Annotated in this window: 16 protein-coding genes; 12 read left to right on the top strand and 4 right to left on the bottom strand. The window is 35.8% G+C overall.

The genetic code is table 11. The annotated features are described in order from the left end of the window. Positions 1-53 precede the first annotated feature (53 nt). From MUN42_RS09015 to MUN42_RS09005, 3 genes are all read right to left on the bottom strand, one after another. The gene (locus MUN42_RS09015) at positions 54-2735 is read right to left on the bottom strand and encodes a cation-translocating P-type ATPase (RefSeq protein WP_243344506.1); all 2682 of its coding nucleotides are present in this window, start codon (positions 2733-2735) and stop codon (positions 54-56) included. A 175-nt stretch (positions 2736-2910) separates the two neighbouring features. Continuing rightward, positions 2911-3933: a M42 family metallopeptidase gene (locus tag MUN42_RS09010; RefSeq protein ID WP_243344505.1), complete on the bottom strand. Its 1023-nt coding sequence runs from the start codon at positions 3931-3933 to the stop codon at positions 2911-2913. Positions 3934-3942: 9 nt separating this feature from the next. Then, positions 3943-4440 (bottom strand): LURP-one-related family protein, encoded by a 498-nt coding sequence (locus MUN42_RS09005; RefSeq protein ID WP_243344504.1) that lies wholly within the window; start codon positions 4438-4440, stop codon positions 3943-3945. Positions 4441-4585: 145 nt separating this feature from the next. Between MUN42_RS09005 and MUN42_RS09000 the strand changes: the two genes are divergently transcribed. The 7 genes from MUN42_RS09000 to MUN42_RS08970 all read left to right on the top strand — a co-directional run bounded on the left by MUN42_RS09000 (position 4586) and on the right by MUN42_RS08970 (position 12200). Further along, positions 4586-5935: a TrkH family potassium uptake protein gene (locus tag MUN42_RS09000; RefSeq protein WP_243344503.1), complete on the top strand. Its 1350-nt coding sequence runs from the start codon at positions 4586-4588 to the stop codon at positions 5933-5935. 11 nt (positions 5936-5946) lie between these two features. After that, positions 5947-6594 carry a TrkA family potassium uptake protein gene (locus tag MUN42_RS08995; protein ID WP_243344502.1) on the top strand — a complete coding sequence of 216 codons (648 nt, stop codon included), beginning with the start codon at positions 5947-5949 and terminating at the stop codon, positions 6592-6594. Positions 6595-6863: 269 nt separating this feature from the next. After that, complete coding sequence (locus MUN42_RS08990) at positions 6864-7574, top strand: zinc metallopeptidase (protein ID WP_243344501.1); 711 nt, start codon at positions 6864-6866, stop codon at positions 7572-7574. Between the two features lie 159 nt (positions 7575-7733). Then, positions 7734-8207 carry a CtsR family transcriptional regulator gene (locus MUN42_RS08985; RefSeq protein WP_243344500.1) on the top strand — a complete coding sequence of 158 codons (474 nt, stop codon included), beginning with the start codon at positions 7734-7736 and terminating at the stop codon, positions 8205-8207. A gap of 2 nt (positions 8208-8209) precedes the next feature. After that, the gene (locus tag MUN42_RS08980; protein WP_243344499.1) at positions 8210-8791 is read left to right on the top strand and encodes a UvrB/UvrC motif-containing protein; all 582 of its coding nucleotides are present in this window, start codon (positions 8210-8212) and stop codon (positions 8789-8791) included. Beyond that, positions 8788-9756 carry an ATP--guanido phosphotransferase gene (locus MUN42_RS08975; protein WP_243344498.1) on the top strand — a complete coding sequence of 323 codons (969 nt, stop codon included), beginning with the start codon at positions 8788-8790 and terminating at the stop codon, positions 9754-9756. Before MUN42_RS08980 ends, MUN42_RS08975 begins: the two co-directional genes overlap by 4 nt. Then, entirely contained in the window at positions 9756-12200 is a 2445-nt protein-coding gene (locus tag MUN42_RS08970) for an ATP-dependent Clp protease ATP-binding subunit (RefSeq protein ID WP_243344495.1), read from the top strand. Before MUN42_RS08975 ends, MUN42_RS08970 begins: the two co-directional genes overlap by 1 nt. A gap of 72 nt (positions 12201-12272) precedes the next feature. Here MUN42_RS08970 and MUN42_RS08965 read toward each other — a convergent pair whose 3' ends face one another. Beyond that, a complete protein-coding gene (locus MUN42_RS08965) occupies positions 12273-12533 on the bottom strand; it encodes a hypothetical protein (RefSeq protein ID WP_243344494.1) in 261 nt (86 codons plus the stop codon). Positions 12534-13156: 623 nt separating this feature from the next. Here MUN42_RS08965 and MUN42_RS08960 point away from each other — a divergent pair. The 5 genes from MUN42_RS08960 to ugpC are packed head-to-tail and all read left to right on the top strand — an operon-like array spanning position 13157 to position 18461. Continuing rightward, complete coding sequence (locus MUN42_RS08960) at positions 13157-14419, top strand: sugar ABC transporter substrate-binding protein (protein WP_243344492.1); 1263 nt, start codon at positions 13157-13159, stop codon at positions 14417-14419. Between the two features lies 1 nt (position 14420). Continuing rightward, positions 14421-15311, top strand: a complete 891-nt coding sequence (locus tag MUN42_RS08955; protein ID WP_243344490.1) for a sugar ABC transporter permease — start codon at positions 14421-14423, stop codon at positions 15309-15311. Next, on the top strand, positions 15304-16134 hold the full coding sequence (locus MUN42_RS08950; protein WP_243344487.1) for a carbohydrate ABC transporter permease: 831 nt from the start codon (positions 15304-15306) through the stop codon (positions 16132-16134). The genes MUN42_RS08955 and MUN42_RS08950 overlap by 8 nt, the downstream gene beginning before the upstream one ends. Positions 16135-16138: 4 nt before the next feature. Next, positions 16139-17374, top strand: a complete 1236-nt coding sequence (locus MUN42_RS08945) for a Gfo/Idh/MocA family oxidoreductase (RefSeq protein ID WP_243344485.1) — start codon at positions 16139-16141, stop codon at positions 17372-17374. 1 nt (position 17375) lies between these two features. Beyond that, positions 17376-18461: a sn-glycerol-3-phosphate ABC transporter ATP-binding protein UgpC gene (gene ugpC, locus MUN42_RS08940; RefSeq protein WP_243344483.1), complete on the top strand. Its 1086-nt coding sequence runs from the start codon at positions 17376-17378 to the stop codon at positions 18459-18461. The last annotated feature ends 683 nt before the right edge of the window (positions 18462-19144 follow it).

The following is a 19144-nucleotide window of genomic DNA, read 5'->3' as shown; positions in this document are numbered from 1 at the left end:
AGAAAAATGGATGCTTGCCGGATATAGCTTGCATCCATTTATTTTGTTAATTTTTAATTATCCTTTTTTTCTCTAATCGCCTTGGTAGCCTCACCTAGGGCTAGTGGAATTAGGGCAAGGATTATTACCGGTATCCATTGCCAGGTTAGGGATACTATTTCGAATAGGTCCCTTAGGAATGGTACATACATTACTATGATTAATAGGGCAAATGATAAAAGTACTGCCTTAATGAGGGACTTGTTTGATGTAAGTCCTAGTTCTTTAAGGGTATATCTTGTACTTCTAACTGAGAAGGCCCTTAGTAATTCACTTGTGATAAGTGTTGCGAATACCATTGTGTGAGCACCCTCGATTGATCCAGGGAAGATGAATTTGAGCCCTATTATATAAGCAAGTAGCACTGCTAGAGTTATATAGATAGATTGGCTAATTAGGGAGAACTTGGTAGGTCCTGATATGATGGACTCACTAGGATCTCTTGGTTCTTCTTCCATGATTCCTGGTTCTGCTGGCTCTACACCTAGGGCAAGTGCTGGGAAGGCATCTGTTATTAGGTTAAGCCATAAGAGTTGGATTGGGGTAAGTGGGCTTGGTAGACCAAATAGGATTGATAGGAATACTATAAGGACTTCGGCTATGTTACAAGAAAGGAGGAAGGATACGAATTTCTTGATGTTTGAGAAGATAACTCTTCCTTCTTCGACTGCGTTTACTATGGTTGCGAAGTTATCGTCAACTAGGATCATTCCTGCGGTATCCTTGGCAACATCAGTTCCTGTGATTCCCATTGATATACCTATATCGGCATTCTTTATTGCTGGAGCATCATTTACACCATCACCTGTCATGGCAACTATTTCTCCATTTTCTTGGAGGGCCTTTACAAGTTGAACCTTGTTTTGTGGTGATACCCTGGCAAAGATTCTCTTGGTTTTTACTATCTCACGAATTTCTTCATCAGACTTGTTGTTAAGCTCTTTTCCTTCGATGGCTTGGTCGCGAGAAGATGCTATTCCTAGGTCCTTGGCTATGGCAAGGGCTGTCTCGAAGTAGTCTCCTGTTATCATGAAGACATCTATTCCTGACTTGTGGCACTCTGCTACGGCTGCTTTGGCTTCTGGTCTTGGTGGGTCTATCATTCCTGCAAGCCCCACAAAGATCATATCATTTTCGATCTCTTCACTAGTTAAATCTCCCTCTACGCTATCTACTGGCTTAAAGGCAAAGGACATAACACGAAGGGCGTTTGATGCAAGAGCAGTATTTTCTTCTAGGACCTTGTTTTTAAGCTCTTCTGTGAAGTCTTGTACCTCTCCATTGAGGAGGATCTTGGTTGACCTTCCTATTACAACGTCAGGAGCACCCTTGGTTGCTGCATAGTATTTACCCTTTAGTTCGTGGAAGGTGGTCATCATCTTCCTGTCAGAATCAAATGGGATTTCGTTTAGTCTAGGATATTTTTCGTTTAGATCTTCTTGGTTTATATTCCATTTTTCAGAAAGGGTAAGCATAGCTCCTTCTGTAGGATCGCCTGTTATCTTGTATTGACCTTCTTCTCTAAGGAGGTTGGCATCATTACAAAGGGTAGATATGCTCATAAGGAGCTTGATGGTTTTATCATCATTTACAACTTCTCCACTGGAGTCTCTGATTTCTCCCTTTGGTTCATATCCTGATCCCTCTACTTCATATTCCTTGCCATCTGTAAAGACCTTTCTGATGGTCATTTCGTTTTGTGTAAGAGTTCCTGTTTTATCTGAGCAGATGGCAGTAGTTGAACCTAGGGTTTCTACGGAAAGTAGGTTCTTAACTATGGCCTTTCTCTCAGCCATACGGTTCATACCGATTGATAAAACTATGGTAACAACTGCTGTTAGACCTTCTGGTATGGCTGCAACTGCTAGGGAGACAGCTACCATGAAGTTATCTAATAGGTTCATCTCACTTCTAAAGTATCCAACGGCAAATACTAGGATGCAAACAATTACAACTAAGATTGCCAAGAGTTTGGATAGTCTCTTGAGTTGACTTTGTAGTGGTGTGTCCTTATCTTCTACCTCATCAAGGCTAGTTGCGATCTTTCCAATTTCACTATCTTCACCTGTTCCAGTTACAAGACCAACTCCATGACCGTAGGTTACTATTGATGAAGAGAAGGCAAAGTTGTCCCTATCACCTATACCTACATCTGAATCAAATTCTGCCCTATAGTCTTTTTCTACGGCTACTGATTCACCTGTTAGGGATGATTCGTCGATTTTTAAGTTTGATGATTGGATAAGTCTCATATCTGCAGGGATAATATCACCTGTTTCTATGATAACTATATCTCCAGGAACTATTTCTTCAGCTTTTATAATTTTTTTGGATCCATCACGGATAATAGTCGCTTCAGGCGAGCTCATCTTTTGTAGAGCTTCTACAGAATCTTCAGCCTTCCCTTCTTGAATGATAGACATGATTGCATTTATTACAACTATGGCCACTATGATAATACATTCTACAACATCTCCTGTAAAAGCAGATACTATTGCAGCTATTATTAATAGAATTACCATAGGATCGACTAACTGCTCAGCAATTTTAGCGAGCATTGATTTTTTGTTAGACGATTCAATCTTGTTTGGGCCATATTTTTCAAATCTCTTGGCTGCATCTTCTGAAGTAAGACCGCGTTTTGGATCGCTATCGAGTTTTTTGATTACTTCTTTTATACTTCCTTTATAGTCCATAAATCCTCCATAATAATTTTGCAAAAAAAGATATAAAAAAGACCTCTGGCACAAAGCCAAAAGTCTTGCCACCTCAGGGTTTATTTAACCGGGATTAATCCGTTCTGACGATTAAATAATTTGGCTACTCCCTTTTGCTACTTTTATTATATAATAAAATCACCTATTATCAAAATTATTTTTGAATAAAATTTACCAATAAATCAAAAAGGGAGATTAGTGCCTTTTCGTGAGTTCTTTCATAGCCATGGCTTGCTGCAATTCCTGCTCCAAGGAGGGCGTGACGGAAGTCGTTGGCTGAAGAGACTGCTGCAGAGGCATCTGATCCATAGAAAGGATAGACATCTACTCCGTAGTCTATGCCTAGGTCCTTGGCTATTCCTATTAACTCATTTGTTAGGTCATAATTGTAAGGGCCGGAGCTATCCTTTGCACAAATTGAAACCATAGTTTCATCAGCAGTTAAGTCATCATAGACAACTCCCATATCCACTGCTACCATATCCCTTATCCCTCCTGGATGGCCAGAAGCTGCCCCGTGACCTACTTCTTCGTAGATGGTAAATTCTAGGTAGAGGGGTCTGTTTATCTCGATATTTTTTTCTTTGACCTCCTTGGCAAGGGCTAACAAGACTCCTGCGCTTGCCTTATCATCAAGGTGTCTAGACTTTACAAAGCCATTGTCTATCCTAAATCTAGGATCGAGGGAGATGAAGTCTCCTGGGGATATACCAAGCTCCCTTGTTTCCTTATCTGACTTAGTGATAGCATCTATTACAACTTCCATAGTGGTATCATCACGTTTCTCATCATAGGGAGCCCTTGACCCATGGACTGCAGGCTCGTTTAGTCTAAAGACTCCACTATATTCCTTGCCATCCCTGGTGTGGATTTTTACATTTTCCCCTTCGGCATAGGCTAGGGGATAGCCGCCGAGGTTAGTAACCCTTAGTCTTCCGTTTTCTTTGATGCTTCTTACCATAAGGCCCAGGGTATCTATATGGGCAGATAGCAAGAGTCCATTAGCATCTCCTTCTACTATAGGAACTATAACATTACCCTTGTTATTTTGGTAAGGGTCATAGCCAAGTTTTGTCAATTCATCGATTAGGTATCCTTCGCAAAGTTTGGTAAATCCTGTTGGGCTTGGGGTTGTTACTAGGTTCTTGATGTAATTTGTTATTGTTGATACTTCCATACTTACTCCTTAATCATCTTCCTCTTTTTTTTCGTCTATATCTTGCATATTGTTTAGGCATAGGCAGAGGGCTATGAGGTGGAGGGTATATTTTTCATCATATACTTTTAGGGTATAGGAGTCCCTTAGGGAGAAGAATTTCTTTGAAACTTCACCTACTAGCTCATTGTCAAATTCTACCTTAAACTCATGGTCGAAGATACTACCCTTTACTTTTAGTTTGCCACCCTTGATGACTGCATCTACCGACCTTTTGATTAGGCTTAGGTTGGCCTTGACCATCATCTCTTCTCCATTGGCAAATTCGATATTGTAGGTTGGAAAGATTGATACAAGTTTTCTCTTGATAGTGATAATTTCAGTTTTATTTAAGTCGTAGACCCTTTCTTTGAATCCAACTAGCCTAAAATTTTGCTCGACATAAAAAACAGGATCTTTATCCTCATCCAAGATAGGATATTTATCAGTTATTTTAATAAGTTTTTCTCTAAAGTAATAAGTTCTCATCGTTTACCCTTTCTATTAGTCTTGATAAATAGTCTTAGTAAGTATTTACCCATTTTTGTAGAAATAAAATTTTGACAAAGTATTTTTTAGATGTAAAATTATCACTTGATAAGATACTCTTATATACTCTTATGAAGAAGGAATTATGGAAAAAAATATTATTGTAAAGAAAATAAATAAGGCTAAGGAAAATCCTACCTTTATCTTGGCTCTTGGATTTTTACTTTTGATTAGCCTAGGGGGACTAATATTAACGACTCCCTTTGTTACAAATACTGGAGAGAGGACGGGCCTAATTGATTCTTTCTTTGTGGCAGCAAGTGCCTCCTGTGTAACTGGTCTTACACCGGTAAATACTGCTGTCCATTGGAATTTTTGGGGCAAGCTTGTTATTTTGATTTTGATCCAAATAGGAGGTCTTGGGATAATGACCTTGGCATCAATCATTCCTCTTATTTTAGGAAAGAAGATTGGCATCAAGTCCAGGGCAATCCTAAAGGAGCAGCTAAATGTAAATAGTATGGAAGGGATGGTGAAGTTGTTTAAGTATGTCCTAGCTTTTACTATGATAACAGAAGGTCTTGGAGCCTTGGTGTTGAGCTTTAACTTTGTACCAACTTATGGGTTAGGCAAGGGAATTTGGTTTTCTATCTTCCACTCAATATCTGCCTTTTGTAATGCTGGTTTTGATATTATGGGAGATTCTATTTATCCTCTAAGGAATAATGGCCTTGTAAATATAACCCTTATGGCTCTTGTAATTGTCGGTGGTCTAGGCTTTATTGTTACTAGTGAAATATACTATAAGAGGACCTTCAAGAACTTGTCTACCCACTCTAAGCTTGTAATCCTTGTGAGCATAATTTTGGTACTCCTTGGGGCTTTTGGATTTTTTATGATAGAGTCTTTTGATGGGGGAGTACTTGAAGGAGAAGGACTAAAGGGGGCCATTTATCAGTCCCTCTTTCAATCTGTATCTGCTAGAACTGCTGGCTTTTATTCTGTAAACCTTGCGAGGATTAAGGATTCATCAGTATTATTACTCATGGTTTTGATGTTTATAGGAGGATCTCCTGGATCTACTGCCGGAGGTTTAAAGACAACGACCTTTGTAGTCCTAGTTCTTGCGACCATCTCAGTTATCAAAAAGGAGAAGGAGCCTGTAGTATTTAATAGGCACATAGGAGAAGAAACTATAAAGAATGCCCTTAGCATATTTATGATATCAATATCTATAGTGTTTTTGGTAAGCTTTATATTGACTCTTAGCGAGAGCTTTGATCTAGTAGATATCCTCTATGAAACTGTATCAGCACTCGCGACAGTTGGAGCTAGTAGAGGAATAACTGGTGGACTATCCAATCTAGGAAAGATTTTAATTGGCCTATGTATGTATCTTGGTAGAGTCGGCCCAATGACCATGGCCTTTGCCTTTGGAATAAAGAGTAAAAAAAGAATGATCAGGTATCCAGAAAGTTTTATTAGTATAGGTTAGGAGGTAAGGCTATGGAAAAGAATGTAATAGTCCTAGGACTAGGAAGGTTCGGTAGCCAAGTGGCTACAAAACTATTTGAAAGTGGTATTTATGTAACAGTAGTAGATAAGAATTATGACAAGGTAGAAAAGATAGCATCATATGTATCAAATGCAGTTCAAGCTGATATAAGGGAAGAGCAAGCTCTTAAGTCCCTCGGTATAAGCAACTATGATGTAGCTATTATAGCTACAGGTACAGACCTTGAGTCATCCATAGAGGCAACCCTTATATGTAAGGACAGTGGGGTAGAGAAGGTAATTGCCAAGGCCAAGAGCCTAGTCCACGCTAGGATTCTAAAGAAAATCGGGGTAGATCAAATAGTCTTTCCTGAGCTTGATACAGGGGAGAGGCTAGCAAGGTCCATAGCAGGATCCAATCTCCTAGAGTTAATCGAGATATCAAGCGACTATTCCCTTATAGAAGTAAAGGCCCACGAAGACTGGATAGGCAAATCTCTAGTAGAGCTTGACTTTAGAAACAAGTACAAGATGACAGTCATAGGGGCCAAGAGGGATAAGAAGATGGATATGGACCTAAGGCCTAATTTTGTAATCGAAGAGGGAGATGTCCTCTTTATAATAGGCGGCAGTGAAAACGCTAAAGCCTTTGAAGACTAGTAAGTAATTAATAATCCTTGTTTTTATTATGGGGATAAGAAAATCAGAAAAATATTTTTAAGAAAAAGTTTGCATAAATCAAAAAAAGGTGCTATAATATAATCAGCTATTAAATAGCTAGGTTTTTCATTATTAATTCCTTATAGTTTTCCCTTAGAAAACTAGGACTAACTTATTCTTTTCTATGAAAGAGGTCGCAGTTTATAGCGGCCTCTTACTTTTTAAATTATAAGTTATTAGTATAATATAAAAAAAGAAATGAGGTTAATATGTTCGGACCATATATGTATAGGGGTCTTTATTTTGATAAGACCTACCTTTTAGTCTTGCTGGGCTTAATTATAACCATGTTTGCTCAAGCCAAGGTAAAAAGTGCTTTTATTAAATATAGCAAAATCAAAAGCAAAAAATCAATAACAGGCCTAGATGCTGCTAAATATATTTTGGATGTCAATTCCTATAATGATATATCAATCAAGAAAGTGAGGGGATCTATGAGCGATTATTTTAACCCTGCTACCAAGCAAATCGCCTTGTCTGATCACACTTTGAAGGATACATCTATTGCCTCTATTGCCGTAGCCTGCCATGAGTGTGGCCACGTTATCCAATATAAGGAAGGATTTTTGCCACTTAAACTTAAGTCCCTTATAGTTCCTGTAGTTAACTTTGGATCATCCCTTTCCTTCCCTTTGATACTCTTGGGCTTGTTTATGGCTAACCAATTATTTATCAACATAGGACTTTTACTATTTTCCTTTATGCTTATCTTTCAGCTAATAACCCTACCGGTAGAGTTTGATGCTTCTAGGAGGGCTATAGCTGTTATGAGAGATAGTGGGATGCTAGTAGGAGAAGAAGTAGACCACGCAAGGGCTATGCTAAGGGCAGCTGCCTTAACCTATGTCGCTGCAACCCTATCAACAGCCCTACAATTCTTGAGGCTCTTCCTCTTATTTGGGGATAGGGACGATAGATAATATTGTCGATATATAGAGTGGCTTGCAAAAGCTGCTTTATATAGTACAATTTTACTAGGAATCATATTGATTCTTTATTTTATAAAACAAAGGTCAGAGATAGTCAATATATTGACTAAGCTTTTTATAGAAAATATTACTTAATAAGATAAGAGAAAGATGGGTGATAATATGGCTCTTACATCAGATATAGAAGACTTCCTTAAGGCCATGCTTGAAGCAACCAGCGATGGGATGGTCGAGATAGGAAGAAATGAGCTAGCGGTTCGTTTTGACTGCGCTCCAAGTCAAATAAATTATGTGCTTTCTACGAGGTTTACTCCCCTTAATGGGTATATCATAGAAAGTAAAAGGGGTGGCAATGGCTTTATTAAGATTATGACCATTGTCGATGAAGATTCTTATATCCCCTATTTAGTTAAAAACCTTAAGAAGGAAATGAGTCAGGCTAATGCTGAGAGCCTATTTAAGGACCTATATAAGAGAGAATATTTTAGTGAAAATGAGTACTTGATGGCCAAGTATGCCACAAGCGATAGGGCCCTTGCGAGTGTAGAAGATAAGATCAAGAGGAAGGCTCTAAGGTCTGACATTATAAAGTATATTTTGTTAAGCCTTATGGCAAGGAGTTAGTTATGAAATGCGATAAATGCGGCAAGAACGAAGCTGTAATGAATGTAAAGGCAATAATCAACGGAGTAGACCATGACTACCACTTGTGTGGAGATTGTGCCATGGAATTAAGAAAAACTTACTTCGATGAAGATGGTAATTTTAAGGGATCTAGGAAGGAACAAGGTGAACAAATCATGAACTTTATGAAAAAATTCGTCCCAAGCCTTGATGAGATTATAGATTCTTATTATGATTTTAAATATAGAGAAAACAACTATAATTATGATATGCTTAGCAAGCTTTCTGATAAGACTTGTCCATCCTGTGGCAATTCCCTATCAAATATAAGGGCAGGAATCTTTGGCTGTAGTGATTGTTACAAGCTTGATAAGAAGCTTACTAATAAGATCCTAAAGACCTATAACAATTATTCCACCTATGAGGGAAGCTATCCAAGAGCCTATAGGAAGTTTAAAGAAGTTGCTATCAAGGTCAAGGACTTGCAAGAAAAACTCAACCAATCAGTTGAAACTGAAGACTATGAGAGGGCAGCGGATATCAAGGAAAAGATAAATGAGCTTAATACGAAGGTGCAAAATTGATAGAGTACACAAAAGATATTATATTAAATTCTAACCTTACTCTTAGAAGAAATATAGAGGGCTTGGACTTTCCGGCAACCATGACACTAGAAGATAGTGAAAGGGTCATAGATATCTTTAGAAATATCTATGGGGAAAAGCTAGTCTTGCTAGAAGACTTGGACGAGACCTTCCTAAATAAGCTTATCTCTTCCTTTGCCCTAAGCGAAGACTATGATGATAGGTCCATCAAGATGGCAGTTGTTATAGAGGATGACTATGTCTTGACCATAAACGATAGGGACCATGTGGCAATAAATATCATGGACTTCAATATGGATATGAAGAAGGCCCTCGATAAGTCAAGGCAGGTCGAAGAGGACCTCGATAGGATAATTGACTTTGCCTTCTCCCCTGAGTATGGCTACCTAACTTCAGATGCTAGAAATACGGGAAGTGGCCTAGAGATTTTTGTAGAGACCTTCCTCTTTGGACTCGTTGGATCATATGAGGCTTACTTTGGCTTAAAACAAGCTCTAATAAACGATGGAATCTATATAGGTAGCGAAAGTCCCTTAGATATAAAAAATGATATAAAGGGTCTATATATTTTAAAAAATATTGGAAATTACAGGAAAGACTTTATTAAGTATGTTAGGAAGTTTGAAGAAGTCCTAGATACCCTAGTTAGAAATGAGAGAAGGTTTAGAAGAGATTATCAGGCCTTAAATGGCATAAAAGACGAAGAAATAGAAGATAGGATAGACCTTATAGTAAGTAACTTGTCTATGGGTCTACTAAAGAACTTGGATATAATCCTCAAGGCCTTGTATGAGCTAAAAAAATATAGGGCCCTTGATTATGAAACCAAGCTCAGCTCAAATGAAATTGACTACCTAATCTTTAACCTTAGCAAGAAGAAGTACAAGGACAATAGGGATGAAGAAAGGTATCAATTTCTAAGATCATATATGGAGGGAAGATAATGGAGAATAATAGATTAGGAAGACTTGCATCGCAAGCAAGACGAGAAAGCTATTCCCTAAACCACGACTATATAGGTAGCGAACACTTGCTTTTAGCCTTGATGAAAACAGGCTCTATAGCAAGCAAGGCCCTAGAGCAAAGTGGGGCCAACTACGACCTATTTAGATCAATTGTAATAAATAATATAGGAAGGGGCAATTCTACAGCTCCTGCCACAGAATACACTAAGAAAGCAAGGCAAATCTTTGACCTAGCTAAAAGACTTGCAAGTGATAGGAAGGGAACCCTAGTAAATGAAGAAGATATCCTTAAAGCTATCCTTATGGATGATGATTCCTTTACCAACCTAATGTTCCTCCTATCAGGAGTAGAAAAGGATGTGGTAGGCAAGAACCTTGAGGCAATGCTCAAGAGAGTCTACAAGGATTCCCCATCAAAGTCTGATTTTTCAGAAAATATTAGCAAGTTCTCAAAGAACCTCAACGAAGAAGCTAGGGCCAATAAGATAGACCCGGTTATAGGTAGGGATAGCGAGATCGAGAGAGTTATCCAAATCCTAATGAGGAGGACCAAGAACAACCCTATCCTCATAGGAGAACCTGGTGTTGGTAAAACTGCCATAGCAGAGGGACTCGCCCAAAGAATAGTCGACAATGAAGTGCCAAAAATCATATCTTCAAAGCAAATCCTAAGCCTAGACCTTGCATCAATGATAGCAGGCACCAAATACAGGGGAGACTTTGAAGATAGACTCAAGAAACTATTTGAAGAACTAGGCAAGAGAGATGATATTATCCTATTTATAGATGAATTCCACATGGTCCTAGGAGCTGGAGCTGCTGAGGGCAGTATGGATGCGGCCAATATCCTAAAGCCAATCCTTGCCAAGGGTGAGATTCAAATTATGGGAGCTACAACAGTAGAAGAATACAGAAAACACGTAGAAAAAGACCCAGCTCTAAGCCGTCGTATGCAACCAATCCTAGTTAAAGAGCCAAGCCTAGATGAGGCAAGGCAAATCATAGAAGGAATCAAATACAAATACGAAGATCACCATGGAGTAGATGTACCATATGAAGCAGTAGATGCAGCAGTAACCCTATCCGATAGGTATATAACAGATAGGTACTTACCAGATAAGGCCATAGACCTAATAGATGAAGCAGGATCAAAGATTAGAATCAAGGCCTACCAAGAGGAAAACCCAGAAGCATCGTCAGAAGCTTACTTAGAAGAGCTAAAGGAGAGGAAAGAGCAAGCAGTTAAGGACCAAGACTTCGAGAAGGCAGCAGAACTAAGGGATAAAATTAACCAAACCAAGTTTGATATGGAAATAGCCAAGGAAAAAGAAGAAAACAACCAAGAAAGACTATATATATCTTATGATGACATAGCATCCATAGTTGCAAGTTGGTCCAATGTTCCTGTAGAAAAACTTACAGAAGATGAAAAACAAAAATACGCAAGATTAGACCAAGACCTAAAAACAAGCGTCATAGGTCAAGACGAGGCCATAGATACTGTAGCAAAATCCATAAAAAGAGCAAGGGTCGGATTAAAAGACCCTAGAAAACCAATAGGCTCCTTTATCTTTGTAGGACCTACTGGAGTGGGTAAGACCTACCTAGCCAAGTCCCTAGCTAAGTCCCTCTTTGGATCAGTTGATAAACTCATAAGGATGGACATGAGTGAATACATGGAGAAATTTGCAGTATCAAGGCTAGTCGGATCACCTCCGGGATATGTAGGCTATGAAGAGGGAGGCCAACTAACAGAGGCTGTAAGAACCAATCCTTACTCAGTAATTCTCTTTGATGAAATAGAAAAGGCCCACCCAGACGTCTTTAACCTCCTCCTCCAAATCCTAGACGATGGAAGACTTACAGATGGGCAAGGTAGGACTGTGGACTTCAAAAACACCATCATAATAATGACCTCAAATGTCGGAGTAAGGAGTCTAAAAGAAAACAAGACCATAGGCTTTGAAACTCGTGACACCGATAAAATAAACGAAGAAAGAACAAGTGAAATCATAACTAAGGCCATAAAAGATAGCTTCGCCCCAGAATTCTTAAACAGACTAGACGAAGTCATTATGTTTAAGCCACTAGACCAAAAAGATATAGACCAAATATCAGCCCTAATGCTAGAGAAGACCAAGGCTAGACTAAATAACATTGACCTTGATATAATCTATGACGACAAGGTAGTCAAACTCCTCGCAGAAGGAGGCTTCGATAGCGAATATGGAGCAAGACCACTAGAACGTCATATAACAAAAATGATAGACGATAGACTGGCAGAAGAGATTCTAGATGGCAAACTAAATAGAGACGAAACCATCAGAATATCAGTAAGACAAAAGGGACTAGTTTTTAGAAACATAAGCAAAGAAAGGAAGAAAAAAGAAGAAAAAGAATTAGCAGCTAATACTTCCAAGTAAAAGATCCCGGGCAATAAGCTCGGGATTTTACTTTATGACTATAACAAATAATCCAAATATCTAAAAAAACTCTCAACTACCATAAGTAAACTTATGATTATCTCTAACCAAGTTAATTGCTAAAAAGGCATAGACTTGTATGCTTGATTCAAAATAATATGGAAATATCTCTATTATCGCTATTATGAACCCCTCGCGTGTCAAGAAGTAAGGGCGTTCTTCATAAGAGCGGTCAAAATAAACATTTGCACTTATAGGTATGGAATTTGCAGCTAGAATCTCATCGTTACTAGAAAGAGCTGGAAGACTTGCTACAAAAAATTCTTGATTCATAAGGTCTTGCTTTGATTAAAGAATTTCTTAATCGAATTTGTTTAAAAGCCCTTTGGAGGGCAATATTTTCTAGAGCCTTTGATAAAGATATAGAATTTACATATTCTTCCTTGCTAGTAATCCATTATCCCACAAGAAATCCCTTAAATTAGTGTCAGGATTTTCATCTAGACTGTAAGGAACATTCTTATTCCGCATCTCAGATCTATTCTTATTTAAATATTCTATGACCTCATTTTTATTATCTTAGTTTTGATTTATATAAACATTATGTTGAAAATTCCCTAAAGAATTTGTGTCTATCCATGTACCAAGGAGATGTAAGGCGAAAGCTTTGGTTTTCACTCGAAAAAGACCAATTCTACGACCGAAAACAACTTTTTAACATCGAAATTTTCATACTTCTGCCTATTTAATTTTCCGTCTGCTTTTCTTAATCACACCATAGGAATCGCTTTACTATAGTGATCGGTATTAGGAAATCAATCCCATTATAATTAACAAATGTCAAAAAATTTATATGGTATCGAAAAAAATACATGCAAAGATTTGACAAACGTTTTTTTTTTTTTTATAATTGTTCTAAGATAATTACCATATCATTTTATAATTAAGGAGGAGATATGAAATATTTTAAAGTACTGCTAGGTTTAGCCCTGTGTACTATGATTTGTTCTTGTTCTTCCAATGGAGGGCAATCAAAACAAGAGCAAAATAGTGATGAAGCTGTAAGGCTTTCTATGTGGGATACCAACCAAGAAAAGGTTATGAAAGAAATTGTAGCAGATTTTGAAAAAGAAAATCCTGATATTAAGGTTCAAATAGAAATGGCTTCATTTAAAGATCATTTCACTAAATTAGAAACACAATATTCAGGTTCTGTAATGCCGGATATATTCTTTATGAATGGTCCAAACTTTCAAAAATTTGCATCTAACAATGTATTAGAACCTTTAGATGATTTAGTTGAAAATAAAGAAATCGATTTATCCAACATACCAGATGCTTTAATAGACCTATATACTTACGAAGGAAAACTTTATGGACTTCCAAAAGATTGGGATTTAACAGCTCTTTGGTACAATAAGGAAATTTTTGATAATGCTGGAGTTCCATACCCTACTAATGACTGGACTTGGGATGATTTAAAAAATGCTGCTGAAAAATTAAATAATCCAGATGAAGGAATTTGGGCTATAGCTTCTCAAGCGGCTACTCAAGAAGGACTCTACGACACAATTCCTCAAAATGGTGGATATATAATTTCAGAAGATGCGAAAAAATGTGGATACAATAGTAAAGAAGCTATTGAAGCAACACAAATATGGATTGATTTATTAAAAGATGGTCTATCACCAGATATACAAACTCAAACTGATACAAGTGCTGTAGAGCTATTTAAAGCTGGAAAGCTTGCTATGATATATTCTGCAAGCTGGAATGTACCAGAATATATGAATAGTGAGAATATAAAAGATAAAGTAGACTTAGTTGTTATGCCTAAGCTAAAAGAAAGAGCAGCTACAATACATGGTCTTTCTTATGCATTATCATCACAAAGTAAGAATAAAGAAAATGCTAAGAAGTTTTTAGCATATCTATCAAGTAAGGAAGTTAATGATAAGTGGGCTAAGAGTGGTGCTGTTATACCAGCCAACGAAGCTTCTTTAGAAATTTGGACAAACGCTTACCCCGACATCAACCTTAAGGCATATATTGATGAATTAGAATATGCTAAGCCTTATCCGATAAGTAAGAATACTTCTAAATGGAATTACTTGGAAACAATGTATCTAAATGAGATATTTGCTCTACAAAAAGATGTAGATACAGGTCTTAATGAATTGGCTGAGGAAATTAATGTAAAACTTCAAGAGGAGAAATAAGATGAAAAAAGTAAGAAGCAACTTAAATAGAGAGGCCATAAAATGGGGTTTTATAATGATAAGTCCTGTTGTTATAGGTCTTACTATATTCTATATAATTCCGTTTTTTCAAAATGTTTTCTTTTCTTTTACTAATTTGAATTCCTTTGGAAATTACGAATTGGTAGGTCTTAGTAATTATAAGGATATTTTGAAAAATCCAGATATATACATAGCTTTAAAAAATACTTTTATATATACTATATTTACTGTTCCTTCAATCGTTATTATATCATTGGTGATTGCCAACTTATTAAATCAAAAGATAAAAGGAATAGGAATATATAGAACCTTGTATTTTTTACCAGCAGTAACTATGCCAGCAGCTACAGCTATGATTTGGAAATGGATATATAACGGTCAGTATGGTCTTTTGAATCAAATATTAGCTGTTTTCAATGTTGAGCCTAGAAGTTTTTTAGCGGACCCTGATACAGCCATGTTTGCACTGATTCTAGTAGGAGTGTGGATGGGAATAGGAATGAATGTAGTATATTTTTTGGCTGGATTACAATCTATACCAAAGACTTATTATGAGGCAGCAACACTAGATGGAGCAAGCCCAGTAAAACAATTTTTTACTATTACAATACCATCACTTGCACCTACTATAACATTTGTGCTTATTACATCATTCATTAGTTCTCTACAAATGTTTGATTTAGTATATCTTATGATAGGGAAAGATAATATAGCTATAAAAAACACTATGTCCATAGTTTATCTTTTCTATCAATATGCTATTGATTTTGGAGAAAAGGGATATGGAGCGGCTATAGCTTGTATTTTGTTTGTTATAATTCTCGTAATAACATTTGTACAACTAAAATTGCAAAAGAAATGGAATGAATAAAATGAATAAAAGTTTAAAAAAATTATTAATCCACACAATTTTAATAATAGGGGTTATATTTACAATTTTCCCTTTTATTTGGATGATTTTAACATCATTAAAGACCTTAACTGAGTCAACAATGATACCACCTAAAATTTTTCCAGAAAAACCTATGTTTGAAAATTATAGTGAAGCTATAGAGATAATGAATTTCCCAACTCTATACATTAATACAATCCTATATACTATAATTACAAGTATAGGTCAGGTTATAATGTGTACTATGGCTGGCTATGCATTTGCAAGGATAAATTTTCCAGGTAGAAATATAATATTTGTCATCATATTATCTGTTTTGATGGTCCCTTCACAAATTTTCTTGGTACCACAATTTCAAATAATGACAAAATTAGGACTATTAAATACTATAAGTGCTTTGGTTCTTCCAAGCTTGTTTTCAGCTTTTGGTACATTTTTAATGAGACAGTTTTTCTTAAAAATCCCGATTGAATTGGAAGAAGCGGCAAGGCTTGATGGTTCAGGTACTTTTAAAATTTTTAAAGACATATGTCTTCCGTTAGTAAAACCAGGTATCGTAGCCTTAGTTATAACAAGTATATTATTTACCTGGAACAATCTGATGTGGCCATTGATAGTTAATACTCTTCCACAAAAATATACTTTATCTGTTGGAATAGCAAATTTATCAGGTCAACATTTTACAAATTACCCAGTTTATATGGCAAGTGCTGTTTTGGCTGTATGGCCAATGATTTTGGCTTTTGCCTTATTCCAAAAACAATTTATTGAAGGTTTAGCAAATAGTGGAACGAAAGGATGAAAAAATGATTAAAGTAGCAGTAATAGGAGCAGGCAATAGGGGATATGAAGCATACTATCCTTATATAAGAGAAAACGAAGAAATGGAACTAGTCTCTGTATGCGATATAGATGAAGAAAGACTAGAAAAAATAAGAAAAGAAGTTGACCTTGATGAAGAATATATCTTCTCATCTACTGAAGACTTCTTCAAAAAAATGGACCAAGAAGTCTTCTGTGATGCAATAATAATTGCGACAAATGATAGAGACCACTACAAGACAACAATGAAAGTATTAGACTATCCTGTCCATGTCCTACTCGAAAAACCAATTAGTGGAAACAAAAAAGAAGTAGTAGATATAGCCAAAAAATCCGAAAACATGGATAGGGTCTTTATGATCTGCCATGTATTAAGATACGCTCCACTATACAAAAAAATAAAAGAGCTTCTTGATAAGGGAGAAATAGGAAAAATAATGAGCATAAACCATAACGAAAACATAGGCTACTACCACTTTGCCCATTCCTTCGTAAGAGGAAACTGGTCAAACGCAGAAAAAAGCTCACCACTAATCCTACAAAAATCATGCCATGACATGGACATCCTCCTCTACTTCATAGGAAAAAAACCATTAAGCCTATCAGCCTATGGCCACCTCTCCTACTTCACAAAAGAAAACCAACCAGAAGGAGCAAGCTCAAGGTGCCTCGATTGTAAATACCAAGACACCTGCGTATTCTCATCAAAAGACTTCTATAGCTCAAACAAAGGTAGGGGCTGGAGAAACGTAGTAACAGATGACCCAAGTCAAGAAGGTCTAGAAAAAGCCCTAAAAGAAGGACCTTATGGAATATGCGTATACGAAAGCAATAACACCGTATGCGATCACCAAGCCATAGCCATAGACTTTGAAGATGGAGTAAACGTAGTATTCAACCTATCAGCCTTCTCCAATGAAGTTCACAGAAACATCAAAATAATGGGAACCAAAGGAGAACTTATAGCAGATGACCACACAAATGAAATAACCATCAGAAGATTTAAGGAAGACACCTTCACAACCTACAAAGTCCAAGCAGAACATGGTCATGGTGGAGGAGACTATGGACTAATGGATGCCTTCTACAAGGCAATCAAAGGAGACAAGGCAGAAGTACTAAGTGGAGCAAGAGAATCCGTACTAAGCCACTTAATGTGCTTTGCAGCAGAAGATAGCAGACTCAATAAGAAGATGGTAGAGTTTAAGGAAGAAATTTAATATGAGTAACCTTTTATTTAAAAATTTATCCAAAGTTTATGAAAATGGCTATAAGGCTGTAACCGATTTTAACCTAGAAATTAAGGATAATGAATTTATAGTTTTTGTTGGTCCTTCGGGTTGTGGAAAATCTACAACCCTTAGGATGATAGCTGGACTAGAAGATATAACAGAGGGTGAAATATCGATAGATGGAAAAGTGATAAACGATATTTCTCCAAAAGATAGAGATATAGCTATGGTATTTCAAAATTATGCCCTATATCCTCATATGACAGTTTATAATAATATGGCTTATGCCCTAAAAAATGATAAAATTGATAAGGAAGAAATAAAGAAAAAAATTACCAATGCTGCAAAACTTCTTCAAATAGAAGAATATTTAGATAGAAAACCTAAGCAATTATCTGGAGGACAGAAGCAAAGGGTTGCTTTGGGTAGAGCACTCGTGAGAAATCCTAAAGTATTTTTGATGGATGAACCACTTTCAAACTTAGATGCTAAGTTGAGAGGCCAAATGAGAACAGAGATAAATAAGCTTCATAAGTCTCTAAATACAACATTTATATATGTTACTCATGATCAAACAGAAGCAATGACTCTAGGTGATAGAATTGTAATAATGAAGGATGGATTTATCCAACAAGTAGATACTCCATACAATCTATATCATAAACCAGTGAATACTTTTGTGGCTGGATTTATAGGATCACCTCAAATTAATTTTTTAGATATATCTTTAATAAATAAAAATAATAAGATTTATGGTATTTTAGATGATAAAGAATTTTCTTTGGGAAATCCTAACTTAGCTAAGTATAAAGAAGTAAAAATGGCGATAAGACCAGAAGAGATACATTTTACACCTTTTGAAGAATCAATTCCTTTAAATGTCAAAATCAATATAATTGAAAATTTAGGAGATCATCAAATAATATATGTACTCTTGGGAGATAGGGAAATTATAATAACAGATTATAAGAAAACCTTATTAAAGCAAAATGATTATATAGATATTTATATAAATAAGAAAAATTTGTTATTCTTTGATAAAGAATCTACTTGTAATGTAGACAATATAAATTAAAACTAGAGGATTTTTCAAAAAATAAAAACATAAATTTGTATTAACTAAATTTGTAGTTAATAATTATATGATACTAAAGACTAATTATAAACAATATTTTGCCAGTTTATGCAAAACGAATTAATGTATGAATATTTAAAATGGGGCTTGATGATTTAGACATTTATAAGATCTATAATCGAGCTCCATCATGTTCTAATTTAAATATTCATAAATTTCTGTACTTATAATAATATACGTTATAAAAGCTATTTAAAATTTTGTCGCACCTAATTAGCTTTATTGAAATATATCTAAAACTCAAAGGCTTTTTATAAATTAAATATCTTTATAAAACTCTAACATTATTGATATCTGATAATTCTTTAAATAAGTGTGCATTTTTATATTTTAAATTATTTATAAATACATAATATTAAAATCTTAAAATTTCATTGCTCTTCATAAAGTGAATATGGGTATTTATAATATTTCTATAGAAATTAACCGATCCAATCTGATTGTGATTCATATCTATTATATACAAAAAACATTCGCAAAAGTTATGTGTGGGGGTATAATCTATTACAAAAATAACAATTTAAATGGGTTTAATATCTTAATAAATTATTTACATATTTGCTATAACTTTAGATTGTTTAATCAATGGAGAAAAAATTATGTTAAAAAACTTTAGTAAGATT

It is taken from the genome of Anaerococcus sp. AGMB09787, assembly GCF_022808955.1.
Classification (GTDB): Bacteria; Bacillota; Clostridia; order Tissierellales; family Peptoniphilaceae; genus Anaerococcus.
This window is presented reverse-complemented; position numbering and strand designations above follow the sequence as displayed.

Bases quoted from the DNA above. Each gene is read 5' to 3' on its own strand.
- MUN42_RS09015 (WP_243344506.1), bottom strand. From the start codon at position 2,735: ATGGACTATAAAGGAAGTATAAAAGAAGTAATCAAAAAACTCGATAGC.
- MUN42_RS09010 (WP_243344505.1), bottom strand. From the start codon at position 3,933: ATGGAAGTATCAACAATAACAAATTACATCAAGAACCTAGTAACAACC.
- MUN42_RS09005 (WP_243344504.1), bottom strand. From the start codon at position 4,440: ATGAGAACTTATTACTTTAGAGAAAAACTTATTAAAATAACTGATAAA.
- MUN42_RS09000 (WP_243344503.1), top strand. From the start codon at position 4,586: ATGGAAAAAAATATTATTGTAAAGAAAATAAATAAGGCTAAGGAAAAT.
- MUN42_RS08995 (WP_243344502.1), top strand. From the start codon at position 5,947: ATGGAAAAGAATGTAATAGTCCTAGGACTAGGAAGGTTCGGTAGCCAA.
- MUN42_RS08990 (WP_243344501.1), top strand. From the start codon at position 6,864: ATGTTCGGACCATATATGTATAGGGGTCTTTATTTTGATAAGACCTAC.
- MUN42_RS08985 (WP_243344500.1), top strand. From the start codon at position 7,734: ATGGGTGATAATATGGCTCTTACATCAGATATAGAAGACTTCCTTAAG.
- MUN42_RS08980 (WP_243344499.1), top strand. From the start codon at position 8,210: ATGAAATGCGATAAATGCGGCAAGAACGAAGCTGTAATGAATGTAAAG.
- MUN42_RS08970 (WP_243344495.1), top strand. From the start codon at position 9,756: ATGGAGAATAATAGATTAGGAAGACTTGCATCGCAAGCAAGACGAGAA.
- MUN42_RS08965 (WP_243344494.1), bottom strand. From the start codon at position 12,533: ATGAATCAAGAATTTTTTGTAGCAAGTCTTCCAGCTCTTTCTAGTAAC.
- MUN42_RS08960 (WP_243344492.1), top strand. From the start codon at position 13,157: ATGAAATATTTTAAAGTACTGCTAGGTTTAGCCCTGTGTACTATGATT.
- MUN42_RS08955 (WP_243344490.1), top strand. From the start codon at position 14,421: ATGAAAAAAGTAAGAAGCAACTTAAATAGAGAGGCCATAAAATGGGGT.
- MUN42_RS08950 (WP_243344487.1), top strand. From the start codon at position 15,304: ATGAATAAAATGAATAAAAGTTTAAAAAAATTATTAATCCACACAATT.
- MUN42_RS08945 (WP_243344485.1), top strand. From the start codon at position 16,139: ATGATTAAAGTAGCAGTAATAGGAGCAGGCAATAGGGGATATGAAGCA.
- ugpC (WP_243344483.1), top strand. From the start codon at position 17,376: ATGAGTAACCTTTTATTTAAAAATTTATCCAAAGTTTATGAAAATGGC.